The organism is Streptomyces paromomycinus (genome assembly GCF_003865155.1).
GTDB lineage: Bacteria > Actinomycetota > Actinomycetes > Streptomycetales > Streptomycetaceae > Streptomyces > Streptomyces chrestomyceticus.
This window is the reverse complement of record NZ_BHZD01000001.1, coordinates 1,965,295-1,980,216: the sequence shown is the minus strand read 5'-3', so window position 1 is coordinate 1,980,216 and position 14,922 is coordinate 1,965,295. Positions and strand designations below refer to the sequence as shown.

Here is a 14,922-nt window from a genome sequence, read left to right as displayed (position 1 = left end):
AAGTCCGGGACGGGCAGCTAAACGGTTCACGGTGTGCTTCGGGGGAGCGGAAATGCGCCTGCAAGGACACTCGTCGTACGCATCACGCGGCGGCATGGTTGGAGCGCTTTGAGTGGGACCTTGGCGGTTTTGGTGGTGCCCTCCGACATGTGGGTCGGCTGTGGCGGTGGTCATTAACGATGCGGAAGTTCGCTGGTTTGGCTAACCGGCGAACTCGCGCTATGTTGCTCCGCTCCGAATCGGCCTGCGCTCTATGCACCGACTCGCTTGCCCTGAATGAGATCTTGCAGGCAATCTCTGGCGCGGCATGCGCCCGGGGACCCCACTCGCGTTGAAACCACGCCCCGGAATGTGTACTCTCCAAATGCTCTCCTGGGAACAGCACTGCAAGGCGGGGGCCGTCGTTCGCCGTGAACGTCGCTGCGCTCGAAACGGCAAACAGTCCCGCATGCGCGGGGACCGCGCCAGCATCATGTCGTAGAAACCGTCCAGGGTGTCCAGTGGGTCCAGGGGGAGCGCGTAAGTCCAGGGCGGAGCGTTGTGACGTGAGGGTGTCCGTGGGGTTGGTGACTCGGTTGTGATCGCTCGTGACATGTGAGGGCCCTGTCGGCTTGCTTCGACGGGGGCCTGCGTAGACGGGACCTGATATGAGGACGCCCCGCCGGCTTGCTCCGGCGGGGCGTCCTCGTGCAGTTGGTCAAGACGCCTTGGTGCTTGCGCTGGAGGCTGTGTTGTACTCCGGCTCGCCGCTCTCGAGTACCCGGAGGAGCGAGGCGGTGACGACGCGGGTGGTACGGCCTATCGGCAGTACGCGGCAGGGGAATTCCCCGCGGCGAACAAGGTCGTAGCTCTTCGACCTCGACAAGCCGAACGCCTGGGCGGCGTCCTCGACGCTCGCGGTCCCGCTCCAGGTGGCGCGGATGTGCTCAGGGCTGAACGGGTCATGATGCGTCGTGCTGCTCTGGCTGGGCATTCCTATCCGCAGTGCCTTTCGGGTCTGGTTGCTTCCGTGAGTGGGGAAGCAGGAAGAAGCGGTGGACTACCAATAATCCGAGGAATCGCCGGTTTGGGAAACCGGTCGTTTGCGGATACCCTACATTGCTCAGTGTTCAGTGTTAGGGATGAGTTGGAACGGGTCTAGTCGGTGCCAGCATTGCCGGTTGGTGCCGTCGGCATTGCCTCCACGTGTTTCCGGTTACGCATCATGTGGAGTGCGTCGCCATCCTTGAACCGGCCGAGAAGGGCTCCTGACCTGCGGTTTCTCCCGTGCGCATTATGTGCGGTGTGGGCGTTACGGGCGATATCTTGACGCTGAAATGACGCTCGTGACGCTCAAATGACGCTCGTCCTGACGGGGCGTCATATGGTTAATCGTGCAGGTCACGTTGGCTGGGAGGCGCGCTCCCGTGGGCTGGTTTTGCGGGAGCTTGAAGAAGTTTCCGCCGGGTTACGGCGCCCGTCGCTGGTTGCGGTGGCAGGCGCGCTGCTGCCGTACTTCGGCGGGCCGGACGTGTGGCGGAGCGGGCGTCAGTAGGTGGGGCCGTAGGGGCTCCAGTGCCCGAGGAAGGGCTTCAGCTCGTCGGGGCGCGGCTCGGGAATGTCGGGCAGCCGGGGCGGTGTGTTCAGTGGGGCGAGGCGCTCCATGCGGGCTGCTGCCCAGTCGACCCAGGCGTCGGCTTCGGTCCGGGACTGGCCTGGGGGCATGGCCTCGACCCGGGTGCGTACAGCGCTCACGTACTCCGTCAGTCGGGTGGCGTGGCGCCATGTCGCTTCCTGTGCCTCGAAGTGCCTGACGCGGTACGCCTCGGCGTACCGGATTCGGGCTTCTTCCGTGGCGGCTTCCCAGCGGATGCGCTTCTGGCGTGCCACTTCGATCTCGTCCAGGCGTCTGCGTTCAGCGGCTTCGCCGCGGAGGGTGACCTCCTGGGCGATCTCGGCGAGCTGGTCTTCCAGGGGGTGGCCGGGGGTATCGGACCATTCGCTGGCCCGATGCGGTTGGCCGCCGCTGAGGACGAAGCGGAGACGCTCGGACGGGGTGTAGTCGAAGCGGGGGATCCTGACCCAGGAGTCCTTCTTGGCCGCGGTGAGTTCCTTCTCGGTGGCGACGTGCTCGGTCCGGTCTTGCTCCTGGAGGACAACGAGCCCCACAGTCTGGCCCTGTGCGGTGACGGTGAAGTGGGGAGATGCCCTACGACGGCGAGGAGACGGGGGCGCGAAGCCGGTCTGTCCTGCCGAACTGGAATGTCCTACGGCCTCGGCAGCGTTGATCAGCGCCTGGACGAGCCGGAGGGCGCGTCCTTGGACGGGCTTCGTGAGGCCCAGTGGCTGTTGTTCGTTTTGCATGGCCCGGACCACGGTGTGCGGCCGCGTGAGCCGGGAGGGAACGGGGACGGGTTCGAGGACGGCGAGGCGCCAGGCGGGGGTGTCGACGAGCTTGATTTCGTACCCTCCTGGGCACCAACACCCGTACAGTTCCTTCGTCTTCGGGACCTTTCCGGACCTGCGTGCCGCGGCGACGCGGGACGGCCACTTCTCCAAGTCCGGACCTGACGATTCTGCCGCCGGCCTCCGCGAGCTCTTGTAGCAACTGCTCCGTGAACGTCTCCCGAGGCTGTGATGGAGGGCTTGGCCTTCGCCCGGCGGCCGGAGTTTCCTGCGCTCGGGTGGACTGATCTCGTGGAGCGGCGGACTGGCTCTTCGGCGGCGCTGTGGGACAGGGGGCAGCATGCTGGCCAGTCTGGCGGCCGGGTGCCCCGAGTCCTGCGCGGTGGCCCGGGCCGGGACGGGACCCTGCTCGTTGGCCTCGGCCCTACGCCGGGCTCCACGGGGCCGCGCTGCTGCTTTCCGCGGCGCCTCAGATCGGAACCGGGAGCAGCGGTAGAGACTGTTCTCCGGCGGGTCCGTTGCCCGGTCGGCGTAATCGGTGATGCCCCTGTGCTGGCGGAGCCGTTGTCGGAGTATGACCGCATACAGAGCCATGACCGCGCTCGCCCTCACAGGCGCGATGGCGGGCGTAAGCGTGGCCGTCGCACCCGTCGCGTCAGCCGGCGGGATCGGTGTCCTTCTGTCACCGGCGTTCGGCACGCTGTGCGCCAACCGGCCGGGCGCGCACGCAAGCGGAGCCACGACAGGGGGCGGGCCCGTGAGCAACAACATCGCAAAGGTGCCGTTCACCACACCGCTGAACCACTGCGGCGGAGCTGACATGCCGGGAAACCGCCAGGGAAACGAAGCCCCGGATGACGATCCAGGCATTGAGTACATGGCTAACCAGTCCCCCGGCGACACCAGATATCCGGGGGGAGGCCAGACGGATTTCCTGAAATTGTTGAGGTAGAGTCTCGCGCAGCCGCCGAACTGGCCTCCTTGCCGACGGCCCTGCTCCGGCGCGCTGCGCCGAGGGTCTGAACCGCAACAGCCCCGTCATGGTCGTCGTCCCGCGCCTCAGATGCTGGCCCGTCCCCCGGCTGTCGTCATGGCGAACCGACGTACGAGACGGGCACGGCCGATCGGTGCGGGGCCTGTGACCGTCCGCTCCCGGGAAGGCCGCCCAAGACGCCGAGACCACCGCCTACGGTCGGCCAAAATAATGGGCGCGCTACGCGGGCAGTTGATGTTCCGCATGATGAGAGGCGAGTTGTGCACAGACGCCGTACGCACTCGCTCGCCAGCCCCGGGGGCCATGGACATGCCCGTGGAGCCCCGGTCTGCCGGATGGATGCCCGGCTGCGGTACGGGTACGTCGGCAGCTGCCGATGCAGCCGAACGGCGATCAACGCGCACGTTGCAGAACCGCCTGAGCGGCAAGGCATGCGAGCCGCTGGAGTACGTCTCCTGTCCCACCGGGCTGTCCCGGACACCGCTGCGCGACCGCCGGGCCCAAGACGGCTCCGGCAATACCGCAGAGGGCTCTCATCGCTGGCTGGTCCCCGCAGCACAAACCCGCGTGACCCCGGGGCACCTCGGAAGCCGGCCGCACGCCATCGCACTCAGCATGCGGGCACGAAAGGTTTTGACCCGAACGGTGAAGTCAACAGCGCATACACAAACGACGGCGCACCACGGCGCGCACCGGAGGGGCCGAGTGCCTCGACGGCAACCACTCCTTCACCCGGCGGGCTTGCCACGGCCTGACCCGACGGGTGGAGTGAATACAGGCGGCAGGCCGCATCCGTACCGCAATCACTGGCTGGGCCGGTCAGTACCGCATACGCGATGTCCGGTCTGCCGCGTACGGCACACGCGCACGGCGCCGTGCGACGTTCTCGGTGCGCGAGGAAGCCGTCGCACACGTCGATACCCGGCCCCGTAGGCGGCACACTCCTGGCCAGACGCTGCGCCCGATCGTCACAGCGGACCGGATCGCGCGCTTGCACCGGGGTGACGGGCCTGGCCCTGTCCGGTGTGGGAACGAGGCAACGCCCGTCAGGGAGGGTTCGCCGGCCCGGCGCGTCTTCGCGGTAGCCGCGGCGATGCGCGGTGCCGGACGGACCAAGGCGAGACAGCGCGGATTGCCCGCCCGCCGCCCGGCACGGGACATCTTGCACCGCTGACCCCGGCGCGCAGCAACGGCGCACAGCCACACCCCGCGCCCCGGACACACCACGCGGGCGCGCAGGCAGGCGGCACGCGCGTCCCGTCCGCGGTCGTGAAGGGGAAGCATCAGCCCGTCGGGGTACGTCAAATCCTGGTGCAGTCCTGCGGGCGCAGGAGGAGGACGCGTCCGGCGGGCCGGAAGCGGTGGTCGGTGCGGCTTCGACTCCTTTCGGGTGTGGCCCCGGCCCTCCCTGTGGCCGGCTCCCGTCCGTGTGGCAACCATGAGACGACCGCTTCGGGCCAAGCCGTCGCTGCCCGGCCCTGGGCCCGTCAGGAAAGGATCTCGCGTGACCGTCTGGGCCGCTACCACTGTCGTGACTGTCGCGGACCGCCACGACCTCGCCAGGGACCAGGCCGAGGCCCCCTTCGGAACCCGCTTCGGGTGCTGCCTTGCCCGGCACCTGGACGGCCTGGCGGAGCAAAATCACGGCGACCCGGTCGCCTTCGCCGTCTGGAGCTGGACCGTGGCCACCGCGCCGCTCATAAGGCCCGGCTACGTCCGTGTCCGGCCCGACCTGAGTGCCGTACGGCTCACCCGGTCGCGGGACGAGGGCCGCCTGCTGGTCGAGGTCGACATTCCCGTTCCGCACGGCCAGCTTGCCGCCAGCGCCCGCCCGCCGTATGAGGTACGCGACTGGGAACCCGAAGGGCCGCACTCCCGGTGCGCAGAGCCCCGGCGCCTGAAGGTGCCCGCGGACGAGTCGCGGCCCGCGCTGCTGCTGTCCGCCACCTTGCGCCTGCCCGCGAGCGATGGGGCCCTGCACCAGCCCGCCGGAGCCTGGGCCCGCGAGGAAGAGCTGGTTGAAGATGCTGAGCAGGCCGTCGCCGTCGCCGCGAAACACATCAACCGCGTCGCCGGCCGCCGGATCGCCGCCCTGCTCGGCGATAACGCAGGCCGCTGGTGACCAGCTGAACAAGAGTTCCGGGCCGCACCACACCTGCGTGCGGCCGGCCGAGTGGCCGCGTCGCTCGGTGGGCCAGCCAGAAGGTTCCTGACGACCACGGATGCCAGCCAGACGGGAAGCTGCGCGCCTGGCGCTGGCTTCCTCGTGCTGTGGTCAAGCTGATGTCGGCGAACGGCGCGGCGAGCCGTGACACGAACTCGTTCAGGATCTGGTCACCACGTGTGGCTGCAACAGCACCGCTCTCAGTTCACCCCCGCTGCGCAGGCGCCGTCGTCGTCCTTTGCCCCTCAGCGGTCCTTGCGCCAGGTGCGCCGCCGGTCGTCGTGCGCAACGGCGACGCCTGCCCGCCTATCGTGATCGCTTTCACGGCCCTGCTGGTCACGTGCTGCGCCTGGGCAGGCCCCACTGGGTGGCTGGACGGCGTTGAGGCAGCTGCGCCTGCGCCCGGTGCGGAGTGTCTCAGCGGCGGGTTTCGGGCCAGCTCACGCCGGCCGGACGAAACCCGGTGTGGCGGGCGCCGTGCAGGGCACTCGCCACCGGATGCCTACCACAGGCGTGGACACGGATCAAGGAGCGGTATGGGTACGGTCAAGGAATCGGTCGAGGTCGCCGTTGCACTTCGGGCGGCCTACAACCAGTGGACGCAGTTCGAGGAGTTCCCCTCGTTCATGGAGGGGGTGGAAAGGGTGGTTCAGCTCGATGAACGGCATACCCACTGGGTGACCAGGATCGGCGGTGTGCAGCGGGAGTTCGACGCCGAAATCTTCGATCAGCTTCCCGACCAGCGGGTGGCCTGGCGCACCACAGGCGGCGAGGTCCAGCAGCAGGGGGTGGTCACCTTCGACGCCGTGGCACCCGGTCGCACACGGGTGCATCTGACGCTGAAGATCCAGCCGGAGGGGGCAGCGGAGAAGGCGGCGGACCTGCTCGGCATCCTGAGCCGTCAGGCCAGGGGCGACCTGCAGCGGTTCAAGACGTTCATCGAAAAACGCGGCACCGAGACCGGCCAGTGGCGCGGCCGCATCACCCCCAACGACACCTGAACCGAAACCGCCAACGGCGGCGGCACAGGTACCCCGTGCCGTGCCCGCCGCCCTGTGTCCAGCAAGACCGCGGAGCAGATGACCGGGCGAACGGCGGCCGGGGCAGCCCCGCCCCGCGCCCCCGGAGCTGAGGTGCTGATAACACGTCAGGCGGGCCGATGAGCGACGATGTGGGCTCCTGGGACGGGGCCTGAGGCGGCCCGGGCGGTGCAGCAGGTGCCGGAGGCCAGAAGTGCTGCGCAGACCGCGGTGGCGGATGCGGCGTCGCGGGTGAGAAAGGCCGTCGTGGGGCCCGAGCCGCAGACCAGTGCGGCGAGCGCCCCGGCTGCCGTGCCGGCGGCCAGGGTGGCGGCCAGACAGGGGCGCAGGGACAAGGCCGCGGCCTGGAGGTCGTTGGACAGGGCGGGCGCGAGCGCGGCCGCGTCGCCGGTGCGCAGAGCACCGAGCAGAAGTGGCGAGGCTCGCGGGGCCGGCACGGCCTGACCTTCGCGGAGGCGGTCGAACTCGGCGTAGACGGCCGGGGTGGGCAGACCGCCGTCGGCCAGCGCGAAGACCCAGCACAGCGTGCCGCTCACCTCCAGCGGCGTCAGCAGTTCACCGCGGCCGCGGCCCAGTGCCGCCCCGCCGGCCAGGGGGAACGGTACGTCGCTGCCCAGTTCGGCGGCCAGCGACAGCAGACCGTCACGGGAGGCGCCGGTACCCCACAGCCCGTTGCAGGCCATCAGTGCGCCGGCCGCGTCCGCGCTGCCGCCGGCCATGCCGCCCGCGACGGGAATGCCCTTGGCCAGGTGCAGGTGCACGTCGGGCGCGATGCCGTGCCGGGCGGCGAGGAGCTGAGCGGCGCGAGCGGCCAGGTTCGTACGGCCAAGGGGGACGCGGTCGGTGTCCAGCCCGGTGGCGGTGATGCGCAGCGTGTCGGCCGGGGTGGCCGTGACCTCGTCGTACAGGCCGACGGCCAGGAAGACGCTGACCAGCTCATGAAAGCCGTCGGGGCGTACGCCGCCGACGGCGAGCTGCACGTTGACCTTCGCGGGCACCCGCACCGTGACGGGCTTCCTCATCGCCCGCTCCCGCAGCCGCTCTCCACCGGGCGGGCCGTGGCCGCTCGGGCGGCCAGCTCACGGGCGCGGGCGCGCGCCCAGGTTTCCGCCTGCAAGACGTCCGCGACCGTGAGGGAGGTTCCCCTGGCCGGCGTACCGTGCTCCGCGACCACCTCGGCGACCGTATCGACAATTCCTGTGAACGGCAGCCCGCCCTGCAAGAACGCGTCGACGCATTCCTCGTTGGCGGCGTTGAAGACGGCCGGCGCGGTGCCGCCCAGACCGCCGACGTGGCAGGCCAGCGGCACGGACGGGAACGCCTCGGTGTCCAGCGGCAGGAAGTCCCACCGGTGTGCCTCGGTCCAGTCGATGCCGGGGGCGGCGTCCGGCACCCGGTCCGGCCAGCCGATGCCCAGCGCGATCGGCATCCGCATATCGGGCGGGCTGGCCTGGGCCAGGGTGGAGCCGTCGGTGAACTCCACCATCGAGTGGATGTAGGACTGCGGATGGACGACGACCTCGATCCGGTCGAACGGCACGTCGAACAGCAGGTGCGCCTCGATGACCTCCAGCCCCTTGTTGACCAGGGTCGCGGAGTTGACCGTGATGACCGGGCCCATCGCCCAGGTGGGGTGGGCGAGCGCCTGCTCCGGCGTGACGGACGCCAGCTCCGCCTTCGTACGGCCCCGGAACGGCCCGCCGGAGGCGGTGACGACCAGCTTGCGCACCTCCTTGCGGGGCCCGCCCAGCAGGCCCTGGAAGAGGGCGGAGTGCTCGGAGTCGACGGGCACGATCTGGCCGGGACGGGCCGCGGCCCTCACCAGCGGGCCGCCGACGATCAGCGACTCCTTGTTGGCGAGCGCCAGCGCGCGGCCCGCCTCCAGGGCGGCGAGGGTGGGCGCGAGGCCGATGGAGCCGGTGATGCCGTTGAGGACGGTGTGGCAGGGGGACGCGGCCAGCTCGGTGGCCGCGCCGGGCCCGGCGACGATCTCCGGCAGCGGCTCACCCGCGCCGTACCGGGCGGACAGCGCCTCGCGCAGCGCCGGCACCACGTCCTCGCGCGACACCGCCACCGTACGGACCCGCAGCAGGTGCGCCTGCTCGGCCAGCAGCGCCACCCGGCCGCCGGCCGCGGACAGCGCGGTGACCCGGAACCGGTCGGGGTTGCGCAGCACCAGGTCGACGGCCTGGGTGCCGATCGACCCGGTCGAGCCGAGGATCACGATGTCGCGCGGCCCGTCGCCGCCGCCGGTGAGCGGGGCGGGGGTGAAGCGCAGATGCGGGTCAGCGAGGGTGTCCGTCATGATTCCTGCCTCGCTAGGTGAGTACCTCTGCCTGGTGCGCACCGCGGTGTGAGGTGCCCAAGTCGGCGAAGAAGTGCCGACCTGACGCGCTGTTCCTTCGACTCCGGTCCCGCGCTGCGCGTCAGGCTCCGTAAGGGGTGTCGCGCGGCGACGCCCGCGTATCCGCGGCCCTGCCACGGCAGATGCACCTCGGCAGGCCCTCAGCGTTGACAGTCGGTGTCAGCCGCACAGCGATTTCGATGTAGGCTCCGGCCTCGTGGGCAGGGCACGGCTAAAGGCCACTTCCGCTCGGACTGTTGTCGAGAGTTTCCCACCACCAGGCGACGGAGCTGTAGGGCAGGGGCTCAATGCTGGTGTCCGATGGGGTGTCGGTGTAGCGGATGCCGGTGTGCCCGTTTACGGCATAGCGGGGTGAGCGCCGTTGCATCTCGAGTGCGCCTGCGGGAAGGGCGGCCCAGTCGTCGAGACATCTGGCGGCGCTGGGAGATACCAGGGGGCGCACAAGCCGGTACTGGGCCAGAAATCGGGCCAGCATCCTGTCCCGCATCGCCATGGCCGCGCGCAGCGCCTCGGAAAGGGGCAGGTTCTGTTCCGCTGCGACAATGTCGACGAGATTGTGGCCTGTCTCATTGTCTTGCACTTCCTTGGCGCGGGAAACAATGTCGTTGTCGAAGTTGCCGACGGCATAAGCTATTTCCACGCAGGCCCAAAGGGGCGGCAGAGCCCACTCGTGCACCGCAATTTCGGAGCCGTTAACGATCTCATGTGTGTAGGCCACCAGGTGGGTGCCGCTGGCGACGGTGCGCAGTGCCAGGTATTCGTCGAGCGTCGGCCTGGTGTGGTTGACGTGGTGGGACAGCAACCACAGGTGTGCGGAGAAGTACGGGGCGAAAGCTTCACGCCATCGCTTGTGCTGGGCGGGGGTGGCAGCGCTGCGAAACCGTTCGCTGAGTTCCACCAGTGCGGCAACGAACGGATCGTCCACTCGGAGCGGTGTCCCCGGATTCTGCAGCGCACGGACCAGGGTTCCGGTGCGGCGCGCGAGGTCGGCCAGGCGCGATGGCTCCCACTGCGGATCGTCAACGTGGCAGTCGTCGAAGCAGTGCAGCCAGCAGATTAAGTCGGCGTACAGCTGCACCCGGTCGACGGGAGCGCCCGGTGTGAGGTAGGCAGCGAGTAAACCGCTGCGTGCGGCCGTCATGGTTTTGCGGCGGCCGGGTTCGCCGAAGAAGTCGAGCTGCGTCATCCATCGCAGGGAATGCTGTTCCAGCACGTCAGCGGCGGGGTGGAGGCACGCCGGGTGAGGGGTCCAGAACGGCGGGAGCTCATAGGAATTGCTGGTGTCCATCGAATCTCCTGAACGGCCCTGGTTCTTGCACCGAAGGCGGGGCGGAAGGGCTGCTGACGCTCGGGCGCTAGCGGACATGGCCCGGAGCTTGTCGTTCTCTCGGCTCTCGCGTCCGTACCGCACCTAGATGCGGCTGGCGCTGTCAGTCGCCGCCGTGCGTTTGGCTCCGGGGGCCCGCTTCGTTCGAGGGCCTTGGGCGGACGGTACGGGTCACCGTGAAGTTGAGGAGGTCTTCGAGGTCGGCGCGCACCGGTGCGGGCAGGGAAGGGGCGGCGAGTTGAGTCAGGGCCATCTCAAGGTGCTGCCGGCTGACCGCTTCGGCTCCCGCGCGCCCGCCGGCGTCTTCCAGCAGCCGGGCGGCCGCCTTCAGGGCATCGCGGGTGTGCGGTGGATCGCCGAGCAGTGCGGCGAGTTCAGGCACGACAGCCGGATCGTGCTGCGCGGCGAGGATGACCGGGAGGGTGTTCTTGCCCGCACGCAGATCCTGGTAGCAGGGCTTGCCGACCAAGGTCTCGTCGCCCCAGATGTTCTCCAGGTCGTTGACCGCCTGCCAGGCGGTGCCCGCGTGGTGCGCGGCGCGGCGCAGCAGGTGAGCGGTGTTCAGGTCGCCTTCGGTGAGCAGAGCGCTGAGGACGGCCGATACGCCCAGGAGGGCGCCTCCCTTGGCGCCGCAGACGGCCAGGTAGTCGGGGAGGGGGATCTCCTGGGCGGGGGTGCGGTCGAAGAGCGCCTCCCGGCCCGCGGTGTGGATGAGAGCCGACACCGTGGTGTTGAGTTCCGTCACCGCCTGGAGAACTGCTGGGCTGCCGCTGTGCAGCACAGCATCGAAGGCCGCCGCCCACAGGGCGTCCCCGGCCACCACCGAGGTGCCGGCCCCGAAGGCGGCCAGGGCGGTGGGCCGGCCGCGGCGGATGATGTCCTGGTCGACCACGTCGTCGTGCAGCAGCGATACGTTGTGCAGGAACTCGACCGCGACCGCGGCGGGCAGCGCGTCATGAGGGTCGGTACCGGTCGCTTCGGCGGTAAGGAGCACCATGGTCGCCTGCAGGCAGCGGCCGCCGCGGCCGGTGGTGGGGGATCCGTCGGCGTCGCACCAGCCGAAGTAGTAGCCGCATACGCGCGCCAGAGCGGCAGGAAGCGGGGCGACTGCTGCTTCCAAGGCCGGGCGTACGTAATCGCGGGCTCGTTGCGTAACCTGCGGCACGGCCGGGGCAGCGGCTGCCGAAGTGTTGCTCTGTGGGGATTGCGAGGTGCGAGGCATACCAACCACCTTTGAAGGAAGTGCTTCTGCAGTCGTCTGCTGGGCCAGCGCGGAACTGAGCGAAGAGCGGTGGCGTGGGCGTTACCTCCCCGGCCCGGCCGGTGGCGGGCTGCCGGACCGGCCAGGCACAGCAGCATTGACGGCGTCCGTCGCCGCGGCCGCCCGCGCGGCATGAAGGATTGCCACAGGCGGCCTGAAGCAGGAGCGGACAGCCTTCGACATCTCTCATCTCCACAGCGGGAACGGCTGCCCACAGACCTCCAGATTGAAAGCGACCCCTACGGGGCGACACCCGAAGGCTCAGTTACACAGGTGCGCCCCCTCTCTCTGAAATGGATCTTTCCGGTGCGCAGGAGTATCACGGCAATCAGGTAGGAAGCGGCAAGAATGGTCGAGACGGCTCCCATGTAGCCGAGCAGCCAGCGGTCCGTCAGACGGAACTCAGGAGGGGCAAGAAAGAAGGTATTAGGCGCTATGACGGTGAGGAGCAGCCACAGGCTGGCCACCGTCACCGACTGCCCCTGCACGCTTCCGCGGTTGTAGAGCATGACCGGGTAGCACACCGAGACGACGAGAATCGTTGCCACGGCCGCATAGACTCCGTGGGTGTCATGCAGGCTGTGGCTGAGCACAGGGGCGGCTCCGGCGCCGAGTGCCATCACAATGAGGAACACCCAGCGTAACGTCTTCGGTGAAATCCGAGGGAAATCCTTCGGGCCATACGCGAGCACTTGGCATATGAGGAGTGCGTCTGGAATGACGAACACGCTACCCAGCGCCCACATGGGCACAGAAGGAAACCAGCGCTCGTAACTCCCGGCGGTGACGGATACGTCTACGGAGAAGGTAAAGCAGATTGCGCTGGCAGGCATGGCGTAGGAGCGGTCTCGGAAGCCGGTTCGTACGGCGCAAACAAACCACGAGACAGCAATGGCTACGGCGGTGAGCAGCAGGATGCTGAACAAAATGCCCTCCTGTCGGTCGTGCGTGGCGAATTTGCCCTGGTCCGCGAAGACGCCTTGCCGATCACGTCCGACCAGCTGGCCACGGGCTGGCTGGGCCCGGGAGCCACGGCGGCTGAGCAAGGCTGGCTGGCGCCGCCTGGCCCGCCGGACAAGCCAGCGCGGGCGGCGGGCGTAGCGGCCCTAGTGCAGCGCCAGTTGCCCATCGTGCGACCAGGCACGGCATGGTCGGCCGGAGTATCCCAGCGCGGCGGCCCCCGTTGCGGCCGTGCGGCTTCGGGGCGGTGCCCAGCGCTCGGCCGGACCACGTAATGTCACGCGAGAGGACGGCAGCTCGGGCCTCGGGGCCTGCGAGGGGTCATGGCTGGGACGGGCTGAGGTAGCCGGGCTGGTCCGGAGCGGAGCAGGCGGCTTCTTCGGGACCGTATCGGGCGGTGGTGCACTGCCAGTCATAGGCTCCGCGAGCCCATGTGCGCAGGGCCTCTACGTGCCGCGTCACTGCTTGGCGTGTGGACTGCGGCAGGTGGAGGCGGTCACAGAAGTCGTTGACGGCGGCGCTGCGTGTGTGGAGCTGCTGGATGTGCCGGTCGGCGGCTTCTTTGAGCGATTGCAGGGCCTGTTCGCGTGTCTGGTGTCGTTCCCGCATGGCGAGGGAGACCAGGTTGGCGTCGGCGCGGGCGCTTTCTTTCTCCAGCGAGAAGATGTCGTTCGTCAAGATCATGTGGCGCGTCACGTGATGGCGCAGCGTGCTGAGGTAGGCGGCAGGCCAGATGCCCGCGGGGACTTCGTAGCCACCAGTGCGTTCGGCGGCGGCCGCTACCAACGTGGTGCCGATGCTCATGTCCCTGACGCGCAAGTGCTCGTGGTAGGACAAGGTCACGTCGAGTCGGCGGTTCACTGTCTCGGCGAGCATACCGGCGTAGACCTCCTGCCATGTCCAGGCCATGCGCAGGCGCCAGGATTCGGACATGCCCGTGCACAGGCGTCTCCACAGGTCGGCGAATGCGGACGTGAGGGGCGTGGACGGTGTGGAGGTCCGGTACAGCATGCTGGTCAGTTCGGCGGTTACGGTTTCAGCGTGGCCGGGGACGGAGCCCGTGGGGGCATCCATGAAGTCGTCGTAGAGGAAGAGCCATCCGCATACGTGGAACGACAGCCGCAGGTCCTCACTGTTGGGGTCGCCGTAGGCGGCGATGTCGGCGACTGCTGAGCGCAGATAGCGCTCGGTCGACTGCTCGGTCGGGAGCAGGCCGTGCCGGTGCAGCCACTCCACGTGGGCTTCGCGGACCTGTTCCAGGCCGCTGGGGAGCGGCTGGTGGGGCAGGGGCATGGCCAGTGGGATGTTCCGGGGCATGTCAGGCCCGCCTTCCGTGTGGGCTGGGGCGGCGGGTGACGGTGAATTGCAGCAGCTCGGCCAGGTCCTCGTGGACCGCCTTGGGCAGAGAGGCTTCGTCGAGGGTGGCCAGGGCCTGGGTGAGGTGGTGCTGGGCGACCCGTTCGGTAGCGGCCTTGCCGCCGAGCTCTTCCAGCAGATCGGCTGTGGTCTGCAAGGCGTTGTCGTCGGGGGCCGGCTGTGCCAGGAGCTGCCGCAGGTGTCGGGTGTGGGGATGCTGGGACTGCATGGCGGTGATGACGGGGAGGGTGTGCTTGCGCAGCCGCAGGTCCTGGAAGCCCGGTTTACCGACCAGGGCAGCGTTGCCCCAGATGTTTTCCAGGTCGTTGACGGCCTGCCAGGCGGTGCCGGCGTGGTGGGCGGCACGGCGGAGTAGGTCGCCGTCCTGGGCGGGTTTACCGCACAGCACGGTGCCCAGGACTGCCCCGGTGCCCAGCAGGGCGCCGCCTTTGCCGCGGCAGCATTCCAGGTAGGCGTCGAGGCTGATATCGAGGGGATCGGTACGGTCGAAGGCGGGTTCGCTGGCCCAGGCGTGGATCATGTGGGCGACGCCGTCGGTGAACACGCTGACCGCGGTAGTGGCCGCTTGGGTGGCAGCGAGGAGGCGCACGGCTTCGTTGAACAGCGCGTCGCCGGCGACGAGGGTAGGACCGGTGCCGAAGGCGACCCAGGCGGTGGGCCGGTCACGACGGATCTCGTCGCCGTCGGCGATGTCGTCGTGCAGCAGCGAGAAGTTGTGGGTCAGCTCGACCGCGGCAGCGCCGGGGGCGGCGGCTGCCTCGTCTTGCCCGGTGGCCCGGGCGGCGAGCATGACCATGGCGGCCTGGAGGGTGCGGCTGCCGCGACGGTTCGTGGCCGTCCCCTCGGCATCGTTCCACCCGAAGTAGTACCCGCAGATACGGGCGAGGTCGGGGTGGAGGCGGGCGAGGACCTCCTCCAGTCCTCGGCGGGCGAACTCGCGGGCGTGAAGGATGACATCGGGCAGGGGCGGAGGGGCGGCCGCGTCGGGTGTGGTCATGCTCGTCGATCCTTGCCTCGTGTGAAGGGACGTGTCGGGCCCGGGCGGGACG

At 69.2% G+C, this 14,922-nt stretch carries 12 protein-coding genes; 3 read left to right on the top strand and 9 right to left on the bottom strand.

Features of this window, described 5'->3' with window-relative positions; translation table 11 throughout:
- Window positions 1-697 precede the first annotated feature (697 nt).
- Entirely contained in the window at window positions 698-973 is a 276-nt protein-coding gene (locus OEIGOIKO_RS07865; protein WP_125053173.1) for a helix-turn-helix domain-containing protein, read from the bottom strand.
- A 554-nt stretch (window positions 974-1,527) separates the two neighbouring features.
- The gene (locus OEIGOIKO_RS07860) at window positions 1,528-2,148 is read right to left on the bottom strand and encodes a hypothetical protein (protein WP_125053171.1); all 621 of its coding nucleotides are present in this window, start codon (window positions 2,146-2,148) and stop codon (window positions 1,528-1,530) included.
- Between the two features lie 994 nt (window positions 2,149-3,142).
- Here OEIGOIKO_RS07860 and OEIGOIKO_RS07855 point away from each other — a divergent pair.
- From OEIGOIKO_RS07855 to OEIGOIKO_RS07845, 3 genes are all read left to right on the top strand, one after another.
- Window positions 3,143-3,337, top strand: coding sequence for a hypothetical protein (locus OEIGOIKO_RS07855; protein WP_125053169.1), 195 nt, complete (start codon window positions 3,143-3,145; stop codon window positions 3,335-3,337).
- 1,546 nt (window positions 3,338-4,883) lie between these two features.
- On the top strand, window positions 4,884-5,501 hold the full coding sequence (locus tag OEIGOIKO_RS07850; RefSeq protein WP_125053167.1) for a hypothetical protein: 618 nt from the start codon (window positions 4,884-4,886) through the stop codon (window positions 5,499-5,501).
- Between the two features lie 578 nt (window positions 5,502-6,079).
- Window positions 6,080-6,544 carry an SRPBCC family protein gene (locus tag OEIGOIKO_RS07845; protein WP_125053165.1) on the top strand — a complete coding sequence of 155 codons (465 nt, stop codon included), beginning with the start codon at window positions 6,080-6,082 and terminating at the stop codon, window positions 6,542-6,544.
- Between the two features lie 146 nt (window positions 6,545-6,690).
- On the opposite strand, the gene OEIGOIKO_RS07840 is transcribed toward OEIGOIKO_RS07845, so the two are convergent.
- The 7 genes from OEIGOIKO_RS07840 to OEIGOIKO_RS07810 all read right to left on the bottom strand — a co-directional run bounded on the left by OEIGOIKO_RS07840 (window position 6,691) and on the right by OEIGOIKO_RS07810 (window position 14,870).
- Window positions 6,691-7,605, bottom strand: coding sequence for a 4-(cytidine 5'-diphospho)-2-C-methyl-D-erythritol kinase (locus tag OEIGOIKO_RS07840; RefSeq protein WP_125053163.1), 915 nt, complete (start codon window positions 7,603-7,605; stop codon window positions 6,691-6,693).
- Window positions 7,602-8,888 (bottom strand): 1-deoxy-D-xylulose-5-phosphate reductoisomerase, encoded by a 1,287-nt coding sequence (gene dxr / locus OEIGOIKO_RS07835; RefSeq protein ID WP_125053161.1) that lies wholly within the window; start codon window positions 8,886-8,888, stop codon window positions 7,602-7,604. The genes OEIGOIKO_RS07840 and dxr overlap by 4 nt, the downstream gene beginning before the upstream one ends.
- A gap of 271 nt (window positions 8,889-9,159) precedes the next feature.
- Window positions 9,160-10,236 carry a terpene synthase family protein gene (locus OEIGOIKO_RS07830; protein WP_125053159.1) on the bottom strand — a complete coding sequence of 359 codons (1,077 nt, stop codon included), beginning with the start codon at window positions 10,234-10,236 and terminating at the stop codon, window positions 9,160-9,162.
- A 142-nt stretch (window positions 10,237-10,378) separates the two neighbouring features.
- Window positions 10,379-11,395: a polyprenyl synthetase family protein gene (locus tag OEIGOIKO_RS07825; protein ID WP_170251636.1), complete on the bottom strand. Its 1,017-nt coding sequence runs from the start codon at window positions 11,393-11,395 to the stop codon at window positions 10,379-10,381.
- Window positions 11,396-11,775: 380 nt separating this feature from the next.
- Window positions 11,776-12,462, bottom strand: a complete 687-nt coding sequence (locus tag OEIGOIKO_RS07820; RefSeq protein ID WP_125053156.1) for a hypothetical protein — start codon at window positions 12,460-12,462, stop codon at window positions 11,776-11,778.
- A gap of 355 nt (window positions 12,463-12,817) precedes the next feature.
- Window positions 12,818-13,813: a terpene synthase family protein gene (locus OEIGOIKO_RS07815; RefSeq protein WP_125053154.1), complete on the bottom strand. Its 996-nt coding sequence runs from the start codon at window positions 13,811-13,813 to the stop codon at window positions 12,818-12,820.
- A 1-nt stretch (window position 13,814) separates the two neighbouring features.
- Complete coding sequence (locus tag OEIGOIKO_RS07810) at window positions 13,815-14,870, bottom strand: polyprenyl synthetase family protein (protein ID WP_125053152.1); 1,056 nt, start codon at window positions 14,868-14,870, stop codon at window positions 13,815-13,817.
- Between the last annotated feature and the right edge of the window lie 52 nt (window positions 14,871-14,922).